Below are 20039 nucleotides of genomic sequence, written 5' to 3' on the forward strand. Positions count from 1 at the left end.
GATTACCCCTTTCGGGCCGCCGGGTTCGCTCGGAGCTTGGCAAGCATGAGGGCCATCTCTCTCGGCAAGTGCCGCGCACCGGCCAGCAAAACACAACCCCCCAGCACGATCGCCGGAACCACCACCAGCATCCCGGCCGTCAGGTTGCGGTACGATCCATCCGGTTGCTCCACGGGCCTGGCTCCGATCCGGAACAACCACTCGCCGATCCAGGAGGCCATCACCTCCGGATCACCGAGGTAGTCCGAGGCCAGGCCCATCAGCATCGGCGACCAGAGATCCCCGAGCACGTGGATGAAGAAGATCGAGACGGCGTAGGCCACCCCTCTCATGTTCGGCGTGACGACGTTGGCAATCACCGCGTTGCACGGCCCGGTGTTCATCAGCATCAAGGTCATCGCCACGAACATTGAGCCGATGATCATTGGCTCGCTCGTGCTGAAGATCGCCCCCAGCACGAAGGGAACCGCCAGCAACATCGCCGTCCCCGGCACCAGGAACAGGGCTCTCGGGTTCGTCTTCGAGAGGAGGTCCGCCAGCCAGCCACCAAGACTCATCCCCACAATCGCCGCTAGACCGCCGCTCAGCCCCACCACCAGGGCCGCCTTCTCGGTGCCGAAGCCCTTGACCCGGTCCAGGTACGACGGCAGCCAGTACGCCAAGCCTCCGAAGGCAAACGTGAACGTTGCCAGGCCGAACACGACGTAGGTGTACGACGAGTTGACCGCCAGATCCTTGTAATCGTCGGCCGTCGGCATCACCCGCTCGTGGGCCTGCACGCGCTCCAGATCGACGTTCTCACTGGCCCCTCGGACCGGCTCGGGCAACAGCAGCACGGTCAAGGCCGCCAGCAACCCCGGAATGCCGACGATGAAAAACGCAATTCGCCAGCCGCCGTACGCTTCCAACGGCGTCCCTGCGACCCACGTCGGGCTGTTCGTGGCAATCCAGGCCGCCCCGAACACCCCCAACGCATACCCGAGCGGCATGGCCATGTAGAAATAGGCCATCACCCGCGACCGACGCTCCCGACGGAACAGATCGACCAGGATCGTCGGCGCAAGCACCCCGTAGGTCGCCTCACCGACCCCCAGCAAGCTCCGGGCGAACGTCAGCTCTCCGTAACTTCGCACCAGGCCCGTGCCGACGGTCGCCAGGCTCCAGAGGCCGACCCCGAAGGCCAGCAGCCAGGTCCGCCTCCCTCGGTCTCCAAACCACCCCATTAACGGACTGATCAGGCTAAACGTCAGTAGAAAGTAGAAATTCAAGGAGCCCGCCTGACCGTCGCTCATCTCCAGATCGGCCTGGACCTTCTTCAACACCCCGGCCAGGGCCCAGCGGTCGAGGTAGTCAAGCAGGTGAATCACAAACAGGACCGAAAACGTGGTCAAGGCCCAGCGGCTCGCCTTCGAATCCAACGCGCTCACAGGAGCGGAATCCCTGGTGTCTTCAGGCCCCTGAGCAGGCCCCGATCCGGTCGTTCTGTCGTGTTCTGCCACGAAATGGCCCCTGTTTCGGTGGGAACCCCCGCCGGAGGACGGGTCGAATCGGCCGGGTTCCAGGAATCGAAAATGCTACGGGATCACGGTTCCGCGTTCCAGGGGAAGCCTCCAGGGCACGCTGAAAGCCCTCCCGATCTGAATCCAACCCTTCAAATTCCGATCATCGGCGTGCCAGGTCTCTCCCAAAATTGTCCGACCTCAGACGATTCGGCCCATCGATTGCACACGTGTTGCTGGTTTCTCAACCCGTTTCCCACCTGAGGCGAAGTCGCTCCCCCTGGTGCGATTCTCGGGATGGGCGCAGGAAATGGGGTCTCGTAAACTTGCGCCAGGAGGTGAAACGCGCGTCAAGGAACCGCTGGTTGATTCCGATTCGAAGTCGGTTCCACCGGACGCCGTTTCGGCTCGAATCGACTTCCCAGATCGGGTGCCCATCATGCAACGCCACCGAACGTCGGATGCCCTGGCCAGAATCGGTCCCCATCTGCTGACCATCATCATCACGTTGGCGATCGTCGCCCTGCTCGACCTCGGAATCAACGCGCGGTCTCTCCTCGATCGCCGGAGTTCCGAACCAGACTCTGCCCTCTATTACAACGCGGCTCCTCCCGATCCCGAACGTCGAGCCGAAGGAGGGGTCGATCCCCGAGCCTTCCCCGAGCCCTCCGGCGACCGGGTCGATCCCGCTCCAGGACTTCCCCGCGGCTCCCGTTCGAACGAAGGCACTCCCGACACTCCACTCGACCCCATCGACTCCAGCCCCGCCGGCTTCGCCGTCACCGGGCTCGACGAAGACGAGCAGAACACGACGCGAATCTACGAGGCCGTCAACCGATCCGTCGTCAATATCTCCACCTCGGCCACCGTCCGAGGGCTCTTTCAGGATACCGAGGTGTCCGGCTCCGGCTCCGGATTCGTCATCAACGACCAGGGGCACATTCTGACCAATCATCATGTGGTCGAAGGGGCCGAGGTCGTTCAGGTCGGTCTTTTCGATGGCTCGGTCCTCGATGCTCGGGTCGTCGGGATCGACCCGAGCAACGATGTGGCGGTTCTCAAGGCCTTTTCCCCTCCCGATTCCCTGGTTCCGGTCGTGCTGGGCGACAGTCGAAACCTCAAGGTCGGCCAGAAAGTCCTCGCCCTCGGCAACCCCTTTGGACTCGAACGAACTCTGACGACCGGCATCATCAGCAGCCTCGACCGTTCGCTCGAAGCCAAGAATGGCCGATCGATCCGAGGGATCATCCAGACCGACGCCTCGATCAACCCCGGCAACTCCGGCGGCCCCCTGCTCAACAATCGGGGTGAGGTCATCGGCATGAACACGGCGATTTACAGCCGGGTCGGCCAGTCCTCCGGCATCGGCTTCGCTGTGCCGATCTCGACCATCAAACGAGTCCTCAAACCGTTGATCGAGCAGGGCTATGTCGAGCGTGCAACCCTGGGAATCGCTCGCGTCTACAAGCTCGACGAAGGCTTGCTCGTCCTCGGCGTTGAGGCGGGCGGACCGGCCGATCAGGCCGGAATTCGGCCCCTCCGGATCCAGTACCTCCGTGATGGCCCGTTCGTTCGAGCCCAGATCGACCCCACTTCCGCCGACGTGATCCTGGCCATCAACGGCGTTCCCGTCCCAAGCGTGGGAGAGCTGCTGACGGAGGTCGAATCGTACATGCCCGGCGAGACCATAACCGTGACCGTCCGCCGCAACGGAGGCACCGAAGACGTGACCGTCCGCCTGGGTCGCACCATCATTCGCTGATTTCGGGCCGTCTGAAAAAATCCGATCTCAGAGCGCGAACATCCGTCCCCGGTCGAGCGTCTGGGAGGATGTCAGCCGATGGCGAGGCTCGATCGAGGCCGGGTGGCCCAGGTTTCCTCGCCGTCGCTTTTGTGGGGAGCAGGATTTCGATGGATTGGGTTCGATCATTCTCTCAACCGTTGAATCGGAGCGCGAGTCATTCGGACGCGATGCGTCCGGCCGCGTTCCTCTCCCGACCGCTCCGCCTCTGACGACCGATCACCGTCTCGCGAACCCCTCGCAACGGCCCGGTCGTCCCAAGACGACCGGGCCGTTTTCGATTCCCTTGAAGCCAGTCGACGAGACGCATCAGGGAAGCGCCGGTTTGCATCCCGCTGCTTCAGCCTGGCTTATCAGCACGACATTCTTATGAAACGCCACAATCACTTGATTTCAAATGCGCATGAATTTATCTCAATTTTCAAATCAATTATTCGCATGATTATCTACGGAAGGGCAAGCCGATTGGCGACGGCAGCCGTCTTGAAAACGGCCGAGCGATGAGCCTTGGGGGTTCAACTCCCCCTCCTTCCGCCTGCGGGATGAAACGTTCCGAACCGATCGATTCGGGCTGCTGGTCCAAGGGGAAGACACCTGTCTTGCACACAGGAAATCGGGGTTCGATTCCCCGGCAGTCCACTCCTGAGCCGATCGCAACGATGGTGTCCGTGGTGTAGCGGCAGCACCCGAGGTTGTGGGCCTCGAAGCACGGGTTCGAATCCCGTCGGACATCCCTTCGACGAATCGACCATCACGACACAGAGGTGTGCGCCTGGGAGCGCGGCGCGTCTCCAACACGCGATGACAGGGTTCGAATCCTTGCGCCTCTGCTCGGCCATCCTTCCCGATGACCGCTGATCCCTACCCCTGGAGTGTGTCGGATCGCACGCGACGCTTCGAACGTCGAGGACCAGGTTCAACTCCTGGCGGGGGGACTCACCCCAATCAAACCGCCCCCGGAGTGTGAGGGAGGCACGCGACCCTGCGAAGGTCGAAGCCCAGGTTCGACTCCTGGCGGGGGCATTGATTCTGTTCTGTTCATTCAAGACGCGGGAGCCAGACGGCCAGGCAACCGACTGCAAATCGGTGGAAGTGGGTTCGACTCCCACCCGCGTTTCTCCCGGCGGCTCAGAACCGTCGGGTCGTCTGAGGTCGCAGGGCCAGCGGCGCACTGCCCTCACCCTCCAAAGGGCGATCGGGCCGGTGTGTTCCGGACATGGGATCAAAACGAAGCGGCTTCAGATCGTGGTAGCTCAATTGGAGAGCACCGGATTGAGAATCCGGGTGTCGCAGGTTCGAATCCTGCCCACACTGACCGGGAACAGGTGTTGCGCCTGTTTCCACCCCGACGCGATTGCGTCACACCGAGCGCCCAAGGGAGGCCAGCAACCGCTCGATCCGCCCTCGTTCGACGCGAGTTGACGGAACAAATGGCCCGGAACCACCGGGTCGGATCGACCGCCACCTCGCCAACCGATCCGAGGGCACGCACGCCCGAGAGGCCCTGAGGCCCGCCGCAATGTCCCTCGATCGTCGATGGGTGAGGTCGTTTGTGAAGTTCCTTTCGTCCAGCGGAAGGCTTCACAGCGCGGCCAATCCCTCCGACCTTCAGGGACATCAACGCGACGCCCCGCCCCTCGATGTGTGATCGACGGCCGTTCGGCCTTCCAAGGGCCGTTTTTTTCGTTTCAAGGAATTCGCTCATGCCTTTTCCCTGAATGAAGCCCGGTGACTCCCCGGGCGAGGAGCGATCATCATGGTTCTGATCAAGCGCATTCATGTTCGAAGTTATGAGATGGGCCTCCTCTTTCGCCGGGGAGAGTTCCACGGCCTGCTCGGCGAGGGCACCCACTGGCTGTTCGACCCGCTCGGTCGGATCGAGGCCGAGGTCGTCTCCATGCGGGCTCCTCGGCTCGTGCACGATCGGCTCGACCTGATTGTCAAGTCCGGTGCTCTGAAGCCTCATGCCGAGGTCATCGACTTGAAGGACGACCGCCGAGCCCTGGTCTGGATCGACGGCCGTTTCTCCTGTGTGCTCGGACCGGGTCTGTATGCCTACTGGACCGGACCTCGCGACGTGCGGATCGAACTGGTCGACGCCCGCCGGCCTCGCTTCGAGCATGACGACCTGAAGATCATCGCCCGGACCCCCGGCGCCGTCGGCTTGCTCGACCTCTGCACGGTCGATCGCAACCATGCCGGCGTCCTGTTCCTCGATGGTCAGTACGCCGACACACTCGGCTCGGGGCTCTACGCTTTCTGGCGAGGCTCCGCCGAGGCCCGCGTCGTGGAGGTTGACCTCCGAGAGGCCACGCTCGACCTGACCGGCCAGGAGATCATGACCGCCGACACGGTCACGCTCCGCCTGAACGCTCAGGTGACCTTCGTCGTCAGCGATCCGAAGCGGGCCGTCTGCGCGGTCGACGACCACCGCCAGGCCCTCTACCGCGAGGCGCAGCTGGTCCTTCGTGCCGTCCTTGGCGGCCGAGAGCTCGACACCTTGCTCTCCGACAAGGACAGCGTGGCCCGGGAGGCCGAGGACCTGCTCCGCGCCCGAGCGTCGAGTCTCGGCCTGGAGGTCCGATCGGCCGGCATCCGCGACCTGATCCTCCCGGGAGAAATGAAGGACCTGATGAACAAGGTCACCGAGGCCCGCAAGGCCGCCGAGGCCAATCTCATCACCCGACGCGAGGAAACGGCCGCCCTCCGCAGCCAGGCCAACACCGCCAAGCTCCTGACCGACCACCCAGCCCTCATGAGGCTCCGCGAGCTTGAGGTTCTGGAACGCATCGCGTCCAACGGCCACCTCAACGTCATCCTCGGCGAGAAGGGACTCGCCGATCGGGTGGTCAACCTGCTCTGAAACCCCACCACGCCCCGCGATGCTCGCGAGCGTATCACGGGGCGTCGTTCGTAAAATCCGGGGGCATGACAGCTCACCGGACATAGCTTTCCCACAGACCATACCGCTCGGTCTTCGGACCTCGTGGGATGGACAGCAGGAGGACCGCCAGGCCCGAGAGCGTCGCACTGAACGCAAAGCCGGTCGTCGCGGCCTCAAGGAACCAGGGGGCGACGGCCACGATCAGGCCTAGCGGGACGTTCAGAAAGCGGCCCATGCGCAACACCTCCCCCATGCAGATGACCGAGACGGTCACCATCAGTGCCCCTCCCAGATGGGCAATGTCTGCCGCCGTCGTCTCAATGTCCAGGCGGAAGACCGTCGGGCTGAAGACCAGCCAGATGCCGAACAAGGCAGCAAGCGCCAGGCCCTTCGGGACGCTCATGCCCCAGATCGAGGCGACGATGACGCTCCCCGGCGTCCTGGGCAAGGCCACCAATTCCGGCGAACGTTCATCGGCCGTACAGCCCTCTGCGGAGCCGCCCCGCCAGAAAATCCGCCAGAGCGAGCCGCCACGGTCGCCGCGCCGCTTCGCCTCGACCATGTGCTGGCCCATGGCGACCACCTCGTCGGCCTCCAACGGAATCATCGGGAGCATGATCGCTGCGGCCAGCAGGCAAAGCGTGCACCAGTGATGCACGGCCACCGGCATCGAGATCATCAGGAAGATATGCGTCAGCCCAAGGGGAATCACAAGGATGCCGAAGAACGTGACCATCCAGGGCATCGTCCTCCACCGCGCCGTGCTCCCCATGTACCCCATCAGAAACTCGAAGGTGTAGGAGATCGTGCCCAGCCCCGCGTCAGAGATTGGCCAGGCATGCGACATCTTCGAGTTAAGCACCCGACCTGTGCCCTGCGAAAACCCGAAGAACGGGTCCCAGACGTAATCGATATACCCTAGCTGAAAGGCCGCCAGGTAGCGGGAAACCACCCACCCGGCAGCGCCGAGCACGATCATGATCCAACGCTGGGGCCAGCTCGACGGGTTGTAGCTCCAACCGGGCGGGGTATCGGGCCCCATCTGCATAAACATGATCATGTTCGGCATGCCCGGAATCAGGATCGTCAGGGCGATCACCAGAGCGCCGACGACCGTGTCGTTCAGGTAGGAGGCCGAGGTCGGTGCCCAGAAGACGACCGGAGCGAAGGTCATCCAGATGCCGACGACACAGCAGATCCAGAGACTGACCGGCCGGTTCGGCGTCAGGGCCCGCCAGCCGAAGATGACCAGCAGCAGGCCGCTGATCACATCGCTCCAGGTCATGAGCCAGGCCCGTAGGGCGGTGTGCGTCTCGTCGCTGAACCAGACCCCGCGGCCTCCGCTGGGGTCGACCCACTGCGGCTCCTTCAGGTAACCGAAGCTCACCGGCGCAAGCATGGTCCAGACCCCGAGGAGGATGAGCGTCCAGGGGATCCAGAGTGTCTGCCCGTGGTGCATACGGAGCATGCGGAGGCGGTCCTCACGGCTCATGTGGTGGTCGCCGCCGTCGTGGTCGTGCTCCCCACCCCCGTGGTCGTGCTGGCGCGCCTCTTGCTCGGCCATCGGCCGCGAGACGCCGCGAGTTCCCATACCGCCCTGGGATTCGTGGCCCTCCTCGCCGGAGCCGTCAATGGCCGCGGAATCACTGCCGGGCCGTCCCTTCTCGGGGTGAGTTGTTTGATGGTCTGCCATCGCTCGCCAGTCCTCCTGTCCGAATTCAGCGGCTAGGAATGTGCTCGCCGCCCTCTCCCGGGGCGTTTGACACGTGCCGAAGGTTGGACTTCTCTGCAGAACCCGGGCCGGACTCAGTACGCATGCCTGCGGTTCCTCGATTCGTTCTCCGAGGCGGTGCGGCTCACCAGGTACCGGCGACAATGCACCCCATCGAACCGGCAATGATGAGGGAGGACCGAGCAATCCGGCCACTCAGACCCGCTCCGGGCCGGTCAATGCCCTCGTCTGCCGCTTCCTGCTCTGCTCGGCCTCGACGGAGGTCGAGCCGACCGAGATTGAGCACGAGACCAGGGACGATGAGCCCCTACCGTGCGGCCTCCGGGCAATCCACGTCCCGGAACATCATGCGGGGCAACTGGCCTTCCTCTGGCCGGAGCACGGCGGCGTGCTGATTGCGGCCGAGACTACGCCGATCGCCTTCGGCCTGGCCCTGAGCCCGGGCTCTCAGAACTCGGCCAGGGGGCGGCGGAGCCCGGCGAAGCTCACCGTACTAGAGTTCGAGGCCGCCTGCTTCGGCCATGGAACGGCCATCCAATCGATGGCCTCGAAACGATTCCGGTGCAAGTCGCCGACCGCCCGGTGACCTCGGGAGGAGTGAGCGACGGTGTGTCTCCCTACCGGCACGGCGTGTGACACAAGCTTTGCCGGCGAAGGGGGTTGGGCATCATCGGTGTCGACCTGCCTCGCGGACTCCCCCAGGAGGCGGGAGATGAGAGATCTCGGTGATCAAAGGACGCCCGCCTCGTCGTTTCTCCCAATCGATCCCGTGTACAGGCGATTGAAGTTGCTGGTCACAGTGGCGAGGGACATGAGAAGGTCATGACATGAAGACCCGGTAGATTACGGCCTCCAGCCTGGATGGGTCGAGCGCAGCCCCATCGAGTTCCCTCGACTGGCTCTTGCAGTTCGGATCGGTCGACGGATCTCGTCGCCACGCGCAGAGAGGCTGGCAATCCTGACCGAGACTGGGGGCTGAATTCCCGAGCGAGCGAATCCTGGACAAACCAGTTGGATCCGGCGAGAGATTGGGGGAAGCCAATCGGACCGAGATGAGATGCCGAGATGGAGATTTCGTGCTGTCGAGGATGACAAACCCGAAATTCTTCGGCTTGCGAACGCGAGATTGGGGGAAGCTGTGTTAAGTGAGACCTGGATCCGAATACGCTGATCCTCCGGCCGGAAACATGATCAAGCATGGCCTCCGGAGACTTTAGAAGCCGCACCTTCCGCCGAGGAGGGGTATCGTAAACTCAGGATTCGGCAGGAGTTCAGGTCAGGGTGGCTGACGGGATTCGAACCCGCGATCTCCAGATCCACAATCTGGCGCCTTAACCGCTAGGCAACAGCCACCGTCGAAGTGCTTTGAACTAACATACTGATCCCTTGCCCTCCGAGTCAAGTCAGCACTCCGGTTCCAGTCGGCCTCAATTGATCGGGATGTACCGGGAACGCAGAGGCGACCGGCAGTGCATTCATGAGGGGATAATCGAGGAAGGTCTCAGCGATTTACGCCGATTGCGGCGATGGTCTTGACGAGGCACCGTAGGCTTGCTGGGATGTTGCGATCGGTCGCGTCCGGCGGACAAGTCGCCAGGCCGAGGATCCGTCGGGAAGCTCCGGGTGTGAGACCATGACAGCGCTTACGATTGGAATCGTCGGCTGCGGCCGAGCCGCCCGGATTCATTCCAGGCGATTACGAGACATCGAAGCGGTTCGCATTACCGGTTGCGTCGATCCTGAAGTCGAGGCGGCGCGGGCCCTTGCCTCGGAGCTGATCGGCTCCGGCGGTGATCCCGCGTCCATCCAGGCGTTCTCCGATCATCAACAACTGTTAGCCGATACCCCGCCCGACGTGTTGGCGATCTTCACGCCTCCACGGGCCCACTACCGCCCCGCAATGGACGGGTTACAGGCCGGTTGCCATCTCTTTATTGAGAAACCGCTCTCGACCAATACCCAGGAGGCGGTGGATATCGTCAACCTGGCCCGGGGACGTGATCGCGTGGTTGGCGTTGGGCATCAGTTTCGCCTGGCCCCCAGCTTGATCGAGGCACGCCGCTTGCTGGCCGAGGGAGCCATCGGCCGACTCAGGCTGGTCATGGCTGTCATGGCCAACTCGTGGCTCGCCACCCAGCGAGGCCCGGAAGGCAACGCCTGGCGCGTCGATCCGAAGGTTTCCGGAGGCGGCATCATTGCCGACGACGGGGACCACCTGCTCGACGCCCTCGTCTGGACGACCGATCGCTCGGTGGCCGAGGTCTCCGCCTTCCAGGATCGTGAGGAACCGGGCCTCGACATCGTCAATGCCATTACCCTCCGCCTGGTCGACGGAACTCCGGCCACGCTTGCCATTACCGGCGCCTCGCCCGGCAGCCTGTTCGAAATCACCTATTTTGGTGAAGTCGGCACGTTGCGAGCGAATGCCTCAAGCCTTCGACTCGCCGGAGCCGATCCCGAGGCACCTGTGCAAGACCTTCCGTTACACAGCAATCAGACGAGTATTGATGGCGACTTTATCGACGCGATCCGATCGGGACGGCCTCCCTGCTGCTCAGCCGAGCAGGCAATCGAGACGGTTCGTCTCCAGGAAGCCATCGCCCGATCCGCCGCTTCTGGCCAGATCATTCGCCTTGCCTCCGGCGACGAAGTGCTCTGATTCCGACTCATGGTCCCGGCGGAAGCTGGGCCCTGCTTGACAATCCTTCAGCATGAGACTACCAGTATGTCTCCTCCGGCCCAAACTGGTCCGGCGGAGAGCTTTCGGACTCGATATTCCCGCCCCGACCCTTCGGGCCGACCCAATCGGCCCGAGCCGTCCTGGCAAGAGGACCGACCCCATGTGGGACCTCCCGACCCCGCTCGCCTGCCTCGAGGACGACACGAACTCCGCCCTGCTCCTCGCGGAATGGGCCGTTGCGGATCCCCTCGCCCGACATCCTGAAGAGGATGACGAGGAAGAGACCGGCGACGACGATCTGGCCGACGACGACGAAGACGACGATTTCGACGACGACTTCGACGACGACGAGGATGACGATCTCGACGACGACGAAGACTTCGACGACGACGACGACGACGACGACTTCGACGACGACGACGACCTCGATAATCTCGGTGACATCGACCTCGACGATGATGACGACTTCGACGACGACGATGATGACGATCTCGACGAGATTGATGACGACGAGGAAGACCTCTGAGCAACCCTGACGATCGACCTCAACCCATCGTTCGGTTCCGGACGGCCCCTCGCTCGGGCCGCCCGACCGTTCGTTTTGTCCTTCTTGTCACACGAGGGCTTGGCATAACGTGTCTTGGCGTCGTAGTGTAGTAGGCTTGAACGTCCGATCCGAACGCCACGTCGAGTTCGGCCGGCGACCGGACGGGAAGGGAGCGTTGCGCTATGGCCGCCTCTAATCACTTGCCAGGCAACTCCGACCGCGATCGGCCGTCGTCCGAGACCTCGACCCGATGCCTGCGCGAGCAATCTCAGCGCGATTTTGAGGTCGAGTTCATCGGGCGCATTCTCGATCGAGATCCCTATTACGTCGATGCGATCCGCGTGCAAGCGAACAACCTCGCTCGTCGGGGCGAGTCCACCCGGGCCCTCCAGCTCGACCGCCGTCTGACGCGACTGCAACCCGACCGTCCCATCCCCTGGTACAACTTGGCCTGCAGCTACGCGGTCCTCGGCATGATCGATCCCGCCTTCGACGCGCTGACGCGAGCCGTCGATCTCGGCTACCGCCACTTCCGCCACATGCTTCGTGACCCCGACCTGAAAGCCCTGCGCCAGGATCCTCGGTTCGCCCGCATTCTTCGTCGCGGTTAAGGCTCTCGCTGCTCGGCCCGACCCACCTTTGGTTTTCCATCCCCCTTCCACCCTTGCTCGGCTCTGAATCGCCCCGGAACCCTCTTCTGATGCAGTATCACCGCTGGGACGACGTCCAGGAGGCCACAGCCGCCGTTCGATCACAATGGCCCGGCACCGGACGCGTCGGCATCGTGCTTGGCACCGGCCTCGGTCAGCTTGCGTCTCAGATCAAGGCCGAGGCCACCATCCCGTACGAGGCGATTCCCCACTTCCCCCACCCCACCGGGGTCGAGAGCCACGCCGGTCGCCTCGTCTGCGGCACCCTCGCCGGGGTTCCGGTCATCGCCATGGAAGGCCGGTTCCACCTGTACGAAGGCTATTCCCCGGCTCAGGTCACCTTTCCGATCCGGATCCTCAAGGAACTCGGCTGCGAAACCCTCATCGTCTCCAACGCCGCCGGAGGGCTGAATCCCCTACACCGGAAAGGGGATCTGGTCGTTATCGATGACCACCTGAACCTTCCCGGCCTGGCCGGCATCAATCCCTTGATCGGCCCGAACGACGACCGCCTCGGCCCCCGATTCCCGGACCTCATCGAGCCCTACGACCGCGAACTCCAGGACCTCGCCCTCTCGATCGCCCTGGACGAAGGCATCCCCGCTCATCGCGGCGTCTACGTCGGCATCGTCGGCCCGAACCTGGAAACCCGCGCAGAGTATCGCTACCTCCGGGGGATCGGCGCCGACGTCGTCGGCATGTCCACCGTCGCTGAGGTCCTCGTCGCCGTCCACGCCGGCATGAAGATCCTTGGCTTCTCGATCGTCACCGACCTCTGCCTGCCCGACGCCCTCGAACCGGTCAAGATTGAGGAAATCATCGCCGTTGCCAACGAGGCCGAAGGAAAACTTCGGCGAATTGTCACGAAGGTCATCGAGCGCCTCAACGTTTCCTGATCCAGTATTCCTCTGGGAGTCGGTTCCCTGTCGGGGGACGAAGCCCCCTCCTCCATCAAACCTTGGAGGCGGGATCTTCGTCCCCTGGCGTTTCTCTTGAAACAGACCATCATGTCCACCGACGTCAAAAAATACAAAGACACCCTGAACCTTCCCAAAACCGCCTTCGCCATGAAGGCCAACCTCGCCCAGCGCGAGCCTCAAATCCAGGCCCGCTGGGAGGAGATGTCCCTCTACCCGCAGATCCGAGCCGCCCGCAAGGGAAGCCCCCGTCGCGTGCTGCACGACGGCCCCCCCTATGCCAACGGCGACATCCACATGGGCCACCTGCTCAACAAGGTGCTCAAGGACATCGTCGTCCGCTACCACACCATGCGAGGCTTCGACGCCCCCTACGTCCCCGGCTGGGATTGCCACGGCCTTCCCATCGAACACAAGGTCGCCAAGGACCTCGGCTCCAAGGCCGCCTCGATGTCCTTCCCCGAGATCCGCGAACTCTGCCGGACCGAAGCCCTCAAGTGGGTCGACATCCAACGCACCCAGTTCCAGCGCCTCGGCGTCTCCGGCGACTGGGCCAATCCCTACCTCACGCTCGACCCCCGCTACGAGGCCGGCATCATGGACGTGCTGGCCGACCTCGTCGAAAAAGGCTTCGTCTTCCGCCAGCTCAAGCCGATTCACTGGGACATCCACGACCGCACCGCCCTGGCCGAGGCCGAGCTCGAATACGCCGAGCACACCTCCCCCTCCATCTACGTCAACTTCCCGATCACCTCCGCCCTGCCGGCCGACTTCGGCCCCGGCCCCTGGCACGCGATGATCTGGACGACCACCCCCTGGACCCTCCCCGCCAACGTCGCCATCGCCGCCCACCCCGACCTCGAATACGCCGGCGTCCGCTACACCGACCCCGAATCCGGCCAGACCGTCCAGACCCTCTTCGCTGCGCAGCTCGTCGAGAAGGTGATGGGCCTCCGTCAAATCACCGATTACGCAATCGTCGCCCGCTGCACCGGCAAGGATCTCGAAGGCGGTTCGTACCAGCACGTCTTCATCGACCGCGCCGGCTCCTTCGTCCTGGCTGATTACGTCACCGTCGAAGACGGCACCGGCCTCGTCCACACCGCCCCCGGCCACGGTGCCGACGACTACAAGACCGGCCTGAAGTACCACCTCCCCGTCATCAGCCCCGTCGACGCCTCCGGCCGCTTCCTCGACACCGACGGCGTCCCCGCCGACCTCGTCGGCCTCCAGGTCTTCGCCGCCAACCCGAAGGTCATCGAGATCCTTAAAAGCGTCGGCGCACTCTTTCATCACTTCAACTTCCGCCACAGCTACCCGCACGGCTGGCGAAGCAAGAAGCCGGTGATCTTCCGCGCCACTGCCCAGTGGTTCATCGGCGTCGATCGCAACAACCTCCGCGAGAACACGCTCCACGCCATCCGCAACCAGGTCCGCTGGCTTCCCTCCTGGGGCCAGGCCCGCATCGAGGCCATGGTCGGCCAGCGCCCCGACTGGTGCATCAGCCGACAGCGCGCTTGGGGCGTCCCCATCCCCGTCCTCTTCGACGAGCGGAACGACTACCACCACCTCACCGCCGAGTCCGTCCGCTTCTACCGCGACCTGTTCGCCCGCGAAGGGGCCGACGCCTGGTTCACTCGCCCCATCGCCGACCTCATCCCCCCCGACCTCGACACCGACGCCCACCCCGTCGAACACCTGCAAAAAGGGACCGACATCCTCGACGTCTGGTTCGAGTCCGGCTCCAGCCACCGCTCCGTTGTCCGCGAACCAAGCTACGACTCCGGCCCGTACCCCGCCTTCATGTACCTCGAAGGCTCCGACCAGCACCGCGGCTGGTTCCAGTCCTCCATCCTCACCGCCGTCGGAACCACCGGCCAGGCTCCGTTTGAAACGGTGCTCACGCATGGATTCGTCGTCGACGACCAGGGCCGCAAGATGTCCAAGTCGCTCGGCAACGTCATCCACGCCGTCAAGGCCACCGAGCAGTACGGCGCCGACGTCCTCCGCCTCTACGTCTCCAGCATGGACTACGCCGAGGACGTCCGCATGAGCGAGCGCGGCATCAAGGAGATGTCCGACGCCTACCGCAAGATCCGTAACACCTTCCGCTACCTGCTTGGCAACCTCGAAGACTACGCCCGCTTCGACCCGGAAAGCGTCGACCCCGCGACCCTGCACCCGATCGACCGCTGGGCCCTCTACCGCCTCAACACCGTCATCCGCGAGGCGACCGCCGCCTTCGACGCCTTCGACTTCTACCGGGCCTTCCAGCGCCTCTATCAGTTCTGCTCGGTCGATCTCTCCAGCTTCTACCTCGACGTCCTCAAGGACCGCCTCTACGCCGAGCACCCGACCGGCCCCGAACGCCGCGCCGCCCAGTTCGTTATGGCCCGCATCCATTCGAGCCTGGCCCGCCTGTTCGCGCCGATCATGCCCCACACGAGCGAGGAAATCTGGGACCTCATCCCCGATTCCCCCTCCAAGACTCCGAGCGTCCACCTCGCCCCCTGGCCCGAAGCCGACCCCTCGTTCGACGACCCCCGCCCCGGCGGCCTCGACTGGGATCTCTTCCGCGAATCGCGCGAGGTCGTCTTCCGCGATCTCGAAAAGCTCCGCGCCGCCAAGGTCATCGGCAGCAACCAGGAGGCCCTCGTCACCGTCGGCAGCCCCGCCCCCGAGGTCCTTGCCTCGCTCGATCACCTCCGCTCCCATTTCGAACGCATGTTCATCGTCTCCGACGTCGTCCTCGCCGACACTCGCCCGGACGATGCCATCGACCTCCCCGACCGCAAGATCTGGTTCCACGTCCAGAAATCGCCGCACCCGAAGTGCGAGCGCTGCTGGAACCTCCGTCCGACCGTCGGGCAGGACCAGGAACATCCGACCCTCTGCTTCCGCTGTTCCCAGGTCATCCGAGAAGCAAACACCTCGCCTCCCCAAACCTGACAGGAACACCGGATCATGTCCTCATCCGACCCCGACCTCCGCAGCCGGCTCGAACACGCCCGAGACGCCGGCTCCCTCGTCCGCATCACCCGATCCTTCACCGACGGCTGGGAAGACGGCTACGTCCTTGCCCTCGGCCCCGAACTGGTCCTCCTCGCCGTCGTCGGCCACGGCATCCGCTTCGACGGCTACCAGGTCTATCGTCTCGCCGACATTTCCCGGCTCGACGACCCCGCCCCCCACGCCGCCTTCGTCGAATCGGCCCTGAAACTCCGCGGGCTCGCGCGGCCCTCGACCCCCTCGGTCAACCTCGACAGCCTCCCCGACCTGCTCCGCACCGCCACCGCCGCCTTCTCCCTCGTCACCATCCACACCGAGGACGAAGACCCCGAGGTCTGCTGGATCGGCCAGGTCGTCGAGACCCACCCCGACCGCGTCGTCCTCCGCCACATCACCCCCGACGCCTCCTGGGACGACCTCCCCGACACCTACCCCCTCGACGAGATCACCCGCATCGACTTCGGCGGCTCCTACGAAAACGCCCTCTGGCTCGTCGCCAGCTCCGCCAACTCGACCAACGGGACCGCCTCGTAAGGGTCAAATCGTCTAGTTGGGTGGATCGTCGTAGACGTGACGGACCCGGCGAAATTTTCAATAGGACAAATACGGATATCCTGTTTTTCCCTTTTCTCCGTTCCTCTTGTAACTTAGGAACTAACTTAACTAGACGAAGACGACTCCCCGGAGTCGTCTTCGTCGTACCGCAGAGAGCGATCCGCATGAGCTCTGGATGTATACATTTTCGGCGGAAGGCGGACAGCAGCCGTTAAGACAGCAAACAGACAAATATATGAAATAATTTTGACTAATGAACGCCCATTCGTGATCCCATATAACGAATATACGCTCTCCCTGCATTAGTGATCTCGTAATGAACTCTTTCGTTGGGCATAGCGTAGCGTTTGGCCAGCTCTGGCACTTTCTTCAAGACCTTATTGGCATTATTGTGAAGCACCGCAGAACCATTCTGGCCTGTGAGGTATTGAATCTCGTCGCAGGACAATGGCCGGGCAGCTTGATTCAACACATACAGGCATCGATAGATCTGATTTTCCTGGAATCCGCGGCGCGGATTTACATGCAGTGAAATGCCGGGAATCGACTTTGATCCGACGCCGCTAAGCAGGGCGTCGACCTTCTGGAAAAAGTCATCCAAAGTGCCCTCGTTGACAATCTTTATGTCGGCGAACTCTTCTGCAACTCTCAACAGGCCAATACTCCATTGCTTTATGTCGTGATCCTTAAAGGCAGAAAGCGTTTTAATTTCTTCTATTCGTCCCCGTCCCAGGTGACGCTGAAAGCGAGCCCTATCGGTCGCCTCGATAAGGAGCACTTGAGCCTCAGGGAAGCTGGCTTTGATTGTCTCTAATTCCTCTATGGCTCGAAAGCCTGTAATAACGAGACCATCCGCTGCGTCATTTCCATACAATCTTACAATTTTTCGGGCAACAGCGTCGTAGCCGTAGGTGTCGAGTATGTGTTTAGCAAAATCCAGATCGCTCGCTTGATTGAAGTCATATTCACTACGGAACATTCGTAGGACACTGCTTGCTTCTACCCATTTCAGCCGATGCTTCTGGACCGCGCGGGCTCCGAAAGTGCTCTTCCCGGCGCAAGTTTTTCCGACGACGATGTACACCGGCCTGTTGAGGGAAAAAAGCAAAGGCTGCTGGTCGGGAATATTTTTCCTCAGGCGGGTGTAGGCATGGGGAGGCAAGTTCAGGGTTGCCGTGTATTCTTCCAGACGATCCAAAACCAACTCCAATGCTTGAGTACGGAAGTCATACTGCCAGGACTCTTCAAGGCACATTTCGCCAAGCCGCTTTGTTGAACCATCAGGAATCAGCCAACCATTGAACGTGTTCGGTGTCAGCCAAGGGTATTGGGGATTTTGCTCGAAGGCCGGTGCCGTTAATGCGATCTGGCCCGTGACCTCTCCATGAAAGAAAAGCGGTCTCCGAAGCCCTGGAACATGCAGGCCGATATCCGACTTGATCGTCGCGGTCCTCTCAAATCCAGCGAGCCTTGAATTTAGTTCATCGAATGTCATTCTGTTGAACCAATCCTTAACATCCAGCCCAGGATAATCCTCTTCATTGCTGAAAGCTTCGATGCGAAGAGACGTATCCTCGACAAAAAAAACCGATTGGGTTCCGATCTGGCCCAGAATCTCTTTAAGTGCCAGGGTTAAAAGGCCATGCTTTCCGAGAGAATAGTCCTCAGCATAAGGGTCCGTCCTACTTTTGAAATGTTTTAATGCCAGACCAGATCGCTCAAAAACGGTGTACGCATGCAAAAATTTATCCGTACTTGAAGTGTAGAAGTAGACCTCGATCCGCTTGGGTGCGACTAAAAATTGTTCTCTTAAGGATGGGCGAGCGTGTAATATTCTCATTCAATTTCGTACCCCGAATTCCTCGCTGGACAGTAAGCTAGCACCTTTGCACCGTGGCGAGCGACGCAATCTAATATTTGAGGCCGAATGGTTTGCGACCCGCTCGCGTCGATAACATAGACCAGTGGACCCATGCTGCTCATGCCTACGGCGCACCCTCGTAGCTCATCCAAATCCGACAGCAGGTGTCTCACCTGATCAGTTTGACCCAAGAGTTCCCTCCTTTTGAAGCCACACCCATGCATGCGCCTAAGAGCGGTCTTCATTAATTCGATATCGCCACTAATGACTGAAGGAACAATGCCATGATGGGTTATCTCAATCGCCTCCCTGGCCTCGCTTGCCGGTATTGGTGTATTGTGCTTGAAGAAATCCACTTCAACGCCGTCATAGTACTTTCGTCCATCGGCCAATATGAGCGTAAATCGCCATCGCTCCTCGACCTTGCTTTTTATCGTTACCAATGGAACATCGCGGGGGCGATGTCCAGCGGAGGGCATATAGGAAGTCACTGAGTTTGAGGGATGGCCAGCATCAACAACAAACCCTCCATGGAAAAATCCATGAATGCCGACCCCTGACGCGCCACCGCGACCACTCAACAGTTGAAGCTGTCGATCAGGAATGTCTATCCCACTGATCTTTTCCCACGCTTTTAGTACAGCCATTATCAAACTTGTTTTTGTGCCTAAACCGATATGCTGTGGGGGAAGTCGATGAATTGAGTGGAATCCTTGAGCTAGGCCATAGGCAGCTCGCATACGCTCAAGAGCGGAGGCGACATCATGTCGCCCAGTCTGGTCGATTGGCGCATGTACCTCCCCTACAGGCTCGTAACCAACCGAAACCTCTGTTGGTAAGGCATCGAGCATGACGCCCGAACCACCATACGCTCGATGTCCTGAACCAGAAACGTCTAGCAGGCCGAAGTGCAGTCGCGGGAATGAACGGATCTTGATCATTTATCGGCGGAGAGCCATTCGGGAGGTATTGCCCTGGACCATTCATCGCTGGCCCAGATCTGTTCGAACTGACTTACGAATTTGTCATATAGAATCCCACCTCGTTTCACCAAGAACGTGGGACAATTTCTGCTCTGCTCCTTGATCAGGTATGGTCCCCAGAACAGTTCGTCATCAATCCTCAGAATATTGAGGGTCGGCAGGCATCGGTAAAACCGGATCTCAAATTTCTTGGGGCCACTCTTCCGAATTAGTGGGCTGACAGCTGACACAAAGCGTTTAACGTCCGCCGCGATTTTGCCATCCGAATTCATTTCCTCTTTGTCTCTCTGATCAGCATAATTTGAGTCCGGAGACGGAAACTCCGGATCGATCAGCAGGATTCTGACGCTTGTGCGATGCTTCCACGATTCAAATTCATTTCCGAAATCCTCGCGAAATGCACTGAGCCCAAACCCAATAATGTCAATCTTTTCGCGGGCATTTTTTAGTCGCTGGTCATATTGGTCGCGAATTCGAACGGATCGCCCTTCAAAAGCATTAGAGAATCCGAACTCGGTAAGGATCCTTAACCGCTCGCTAACGTCTTCCGAAATTAACACATACACAAATATGATCCATCCCGCAAATCCAGTGGCTACTAGCGAACCTCCAATACCGATGAACAAGCCATTAGAGCTGATACCATACACAGCGAAACCGATGACGATTAGCAAAAGATGGCAAAGCACGTAAATCCAATGCTTTGGGTTTAGGAAAGCATTGCCCATCAACCAAATCCCTCCAGCTCAATGCCTTGCGAAGTAGACCAGAGACCATGTAATTGAGATAATAAGAATTCTACCAGCATGTTGGCAGTTTGGAGAAGGCAGAAAGAGGATAAGGGAAGAGACAAAGAGGGCGTAAAGGCAATACAGTGAGCATCCTCAATGTTAGCACTTATAATTAGACACCGTGTGGCGT

Annotated in this window: 14 protein-coding genes and 8 tRNA genes; 16 read left to right on the forward strand and 6 right to left on the reverse strand. The window is 61.2% G+C overall.

The features are described 5' to 3' along the window. Nucleotides 1-2 precede the first annotated feature (2 nt). Entirely contained in the window at nucleotides 3-1391 is a 1389-nt protein-coding gene (locus GA615_RS03600; RefSeq protein ID WP_235905047.1) for a spinster family MFS transporter, read from the reverse strand. 547 nt (nucleotides 1392-1938) lie between these two features. Here GA615_RS03600 and GA615_RS03605 point away from each other — a divergent pair. The 9 genes from GA615_RS03605 (at nucleotide 1939) to GA615_RS03645 (ending at nucleotide 6163) form a co-directional block, all read left to right on the forward strand. Then, the gene (locus GA615_RS03605) at nucleotides 1939-3261 is read left to right on the forward strand and encodes a S1C family serine protease (RefSeq protein ID WP_152049897.1); all 1323 of its coding nucleotides are present in this window, start codon (nucleotides 1939-1941) and stop codon (nucleotides 3259-3261) included. A 489-nt stretch (nucleotides 3262-3750) separates the two neighbouring features. After that, nucleotides 3751-3834 (forward strand) — tRNA-Ser (locus GA615_RS03610). Nucleotides 3835-3868: 34 nt separating this feature from the next. Then, nucleotides 3869-3939: transfer RNA gene (locus GA615_RS03615), tRNA-Ala, on the forward strand. Nucleotides 3940-3962: 23 nt separating this feature from the next. Then, nucleotides 3963-4033 (forward strand) — tRNA-His (locus tag GA615_RS03620). A gap of 27 nt (nucleotides 4034-4060) precedes the next feature. Continuing rightward, nucleotides 4061-4130 (forward strand) — tRNA-Trp (locus tag GA615_RS03625). Nucleotides 4131-4252: 122 nt separating this feature from the next. Continuing rightward, nucleotides 4253-4323 (forward strand) — tRNA-Arg (locus GA615_RS03630). A gap of 23 nt (nucleotides 4324-4346) precedes the next feature. Then, nucleotides 4347-4417, forward strand: a tRNA-Cys gene (locus GA615_RS03635). Nucleotides 4418-4539: 122 nt separating this feature from the next. Beyond that, nucleotides 4540-4615, forward strand: a tRNA-Leu gene (locus tag GA615_RS03640). Nucleotides 4616-5056: 441 nt separating this feature from the next. After that, entirely contained in the window at nucleotides 5057-6163 is a 1107-nt protein-coding gene (locus GA615_RS03645) for a slipin family protein (RefSeq protein ID WP_152049898.1), read from the forward strand. 73 nt (nucleotides 6164-6236) lie between these two features. Here GA615_RS03645 and GA615_RS03650 read toward each other — a convergent pair whose 3' ends face one another. Beyond that, entirely contained in the window at nucleotides 6237-7775 is a 1539-nt protein-coding gene (locus GA615_RS03650; RefSeq protein WP_390622214.1) for a vitamin K epoxide reductase family protein, read from the reverse strand. Nucleotides 7776-7950: 175 nt separating this feature from the next. Between GA615_RS03650 and GA615_RS03655 the strand changes: the two genes are divergently transcribed. Next, nucleotides 7951-8502, forward strand: coding sequence for a hypothetical protein (locus GA615_RS03655; protein WP_152049900.1), 552 nt, complete (start codon nucleotides 7951-7953; stop codon nucleotides 8500-8502). Nucleotides 8503-9196: 694 nt separating this feature from the next. Here GA615_RS03655 and GA615_RS03660 read toward each other — a convergent pair. Then, nucleotides 9197-9269: transfer RNA gene (locus tag GA615_RS03660), tRNA-His, on the reverse strand. A 280-nt stretch (nucleotides 9270-9549) separates the two neighbouring features. On the opposite strand from GA615_RS03660, the gene GA615_RS03665 reads away from it, so the two are divergent. The 6 genes from GA615_RS03665 (at nucleotide 9550) to GA615_RS27345 (ending at nucleotide 16253) form a co-directional block, all read left to right on the forward strand. Further along, nucleotides 9550-10575 carry a Gfo/Idh/MocA family protein gene (locus tag GA615_RS03665; RefSeq protein WP_152049901.1) on the forward strand — a complete coding sequence of 342 codons (1026 nt, stop codon included), beginning with the start codon at nucleotides 9550-9552 and terminating at the stop codon, nucleotides 10573-10575. A 181-nt stretch (nucleotides 10576-10756) separates the two neighbouring features. Continuing rightward, the gene (locus GA615_RS03670) at nucleotides 10757-11122 is read left to right on the forward strand and encodes a hypothetical protein (protein ID WP_152049902.1); all 366 of its coding nucleotides are present in this window, start codon (nucleotides 10757-10759) and stop codon (nucleotides 11120-11122) included. Nucleotides 11123-11325: 203 nt separating this feature from the next. Further along, a complete protein-coding gene (locus tag GA615_RS03675; RefSeq protein WP_152049903.1) occupies nucleotides 11326-11754 on the forward strand; it encodes a TPR end-of-group domain-containing protein in 429 nt (142 codons plus the stop codon). An 89-nt stretch (nucleotides 11755-11843) separates the two neighbouring features. Then, a complete protein-coding gene (locus GA615_RS03680) occupies nucleotides 11844-12689 on the forward strand; it encodes a purine-nucleoside phosphorylase (RefSeq protein WP_152049904.1) in 846 nt (281 codons plus the stop codon). Between the two features lie 111 nt (nucleotides 12690-12800). After that, nucleotides 12801-15659 (forward strand): isoleucine--tRNA ligase, encoded by a 2859-nt coding sequence (ileS, locus tag GA615_RS03685; protein ID WP_152049905.1) that lies wholly within the window; start codon nucleotides 12801-12803, stop codon nucleotides 15657-15659. A gap of 15 nt (nucleotides 15660-15674) precedes the next feature. Next, on the forward strand, nucleotides 15675-16253 hold the full coding sequence (locus GA615_RS27345; protein WP_161602149.1) for a hypothetical protein: 579 nt from the start codon (nucleotides 15675-15677) through the stop codon (nucleotides 16251-16253). Nucleotides 16254-16524: 271 nt separating this feature from the next. Here the strand turns inward: GA615_RS27345 and GA615_RS03695 are convergent, their stop codons facing one another. From GA615_RS03695 to GA615_RS03705, 3 genes are read right to left on the reverse strand one after another with little or no spacing between them, the layout of a single operon-like run. Beyond that, on the reverse strand, nucleotides 16525-18114 hold the full coding sequence (locus GA615_RS03695; protein ID WP_152049907.1) for a non-canonical purine NTP pyrophosphatase: 1590 nt from the start codon (nucleotides 18112-18114) through the stop codon (nucleotides 16525-16527). Beyond that, nucleotides 18111-19076: a beta-ribofuranosylaminobenzene 5'-phosphate synthase family protein gene (locus tag GA615_RS03700; RefSeq protein ID WP_152049908.1), complete on the reverse strand. Its 966-nt coding sequence runs from the start codon at nucleotides 19074-19076 to the stop codon at nucleotides 18111-18113. The genes GA615_RS03695 and GA615_RS03700 overlap by 4 nt, the downstream gene beginning before the upstream one ends. Continuing rightward, on the reverse strand, nucleotides 19073-19846 hold the full coding sequence (locus GA615_RS03705; RefSeq protein ID WP_152049909.1) for a hypothetical protein: 774 nt from the start codon (nucleotides 19844-19846) through the stop codon (nucleotides 19073-19075). Before GA615_RS03705 ends, GA615_RS03700 begins: the two co-directional genes overlap by 4 nt. Nucleotides 19847-20039 lie beyond the last annotated feature (193 nt).

Origin of the sequence: Tautonia marina (assembly GCF_009177065.1) — a bacterium.
GTDB lineage: Bacteria > Planctomycetota > Planctomycetia > Isosphaerales > Isosphaeraceae > Tautonia > Tautonia marina.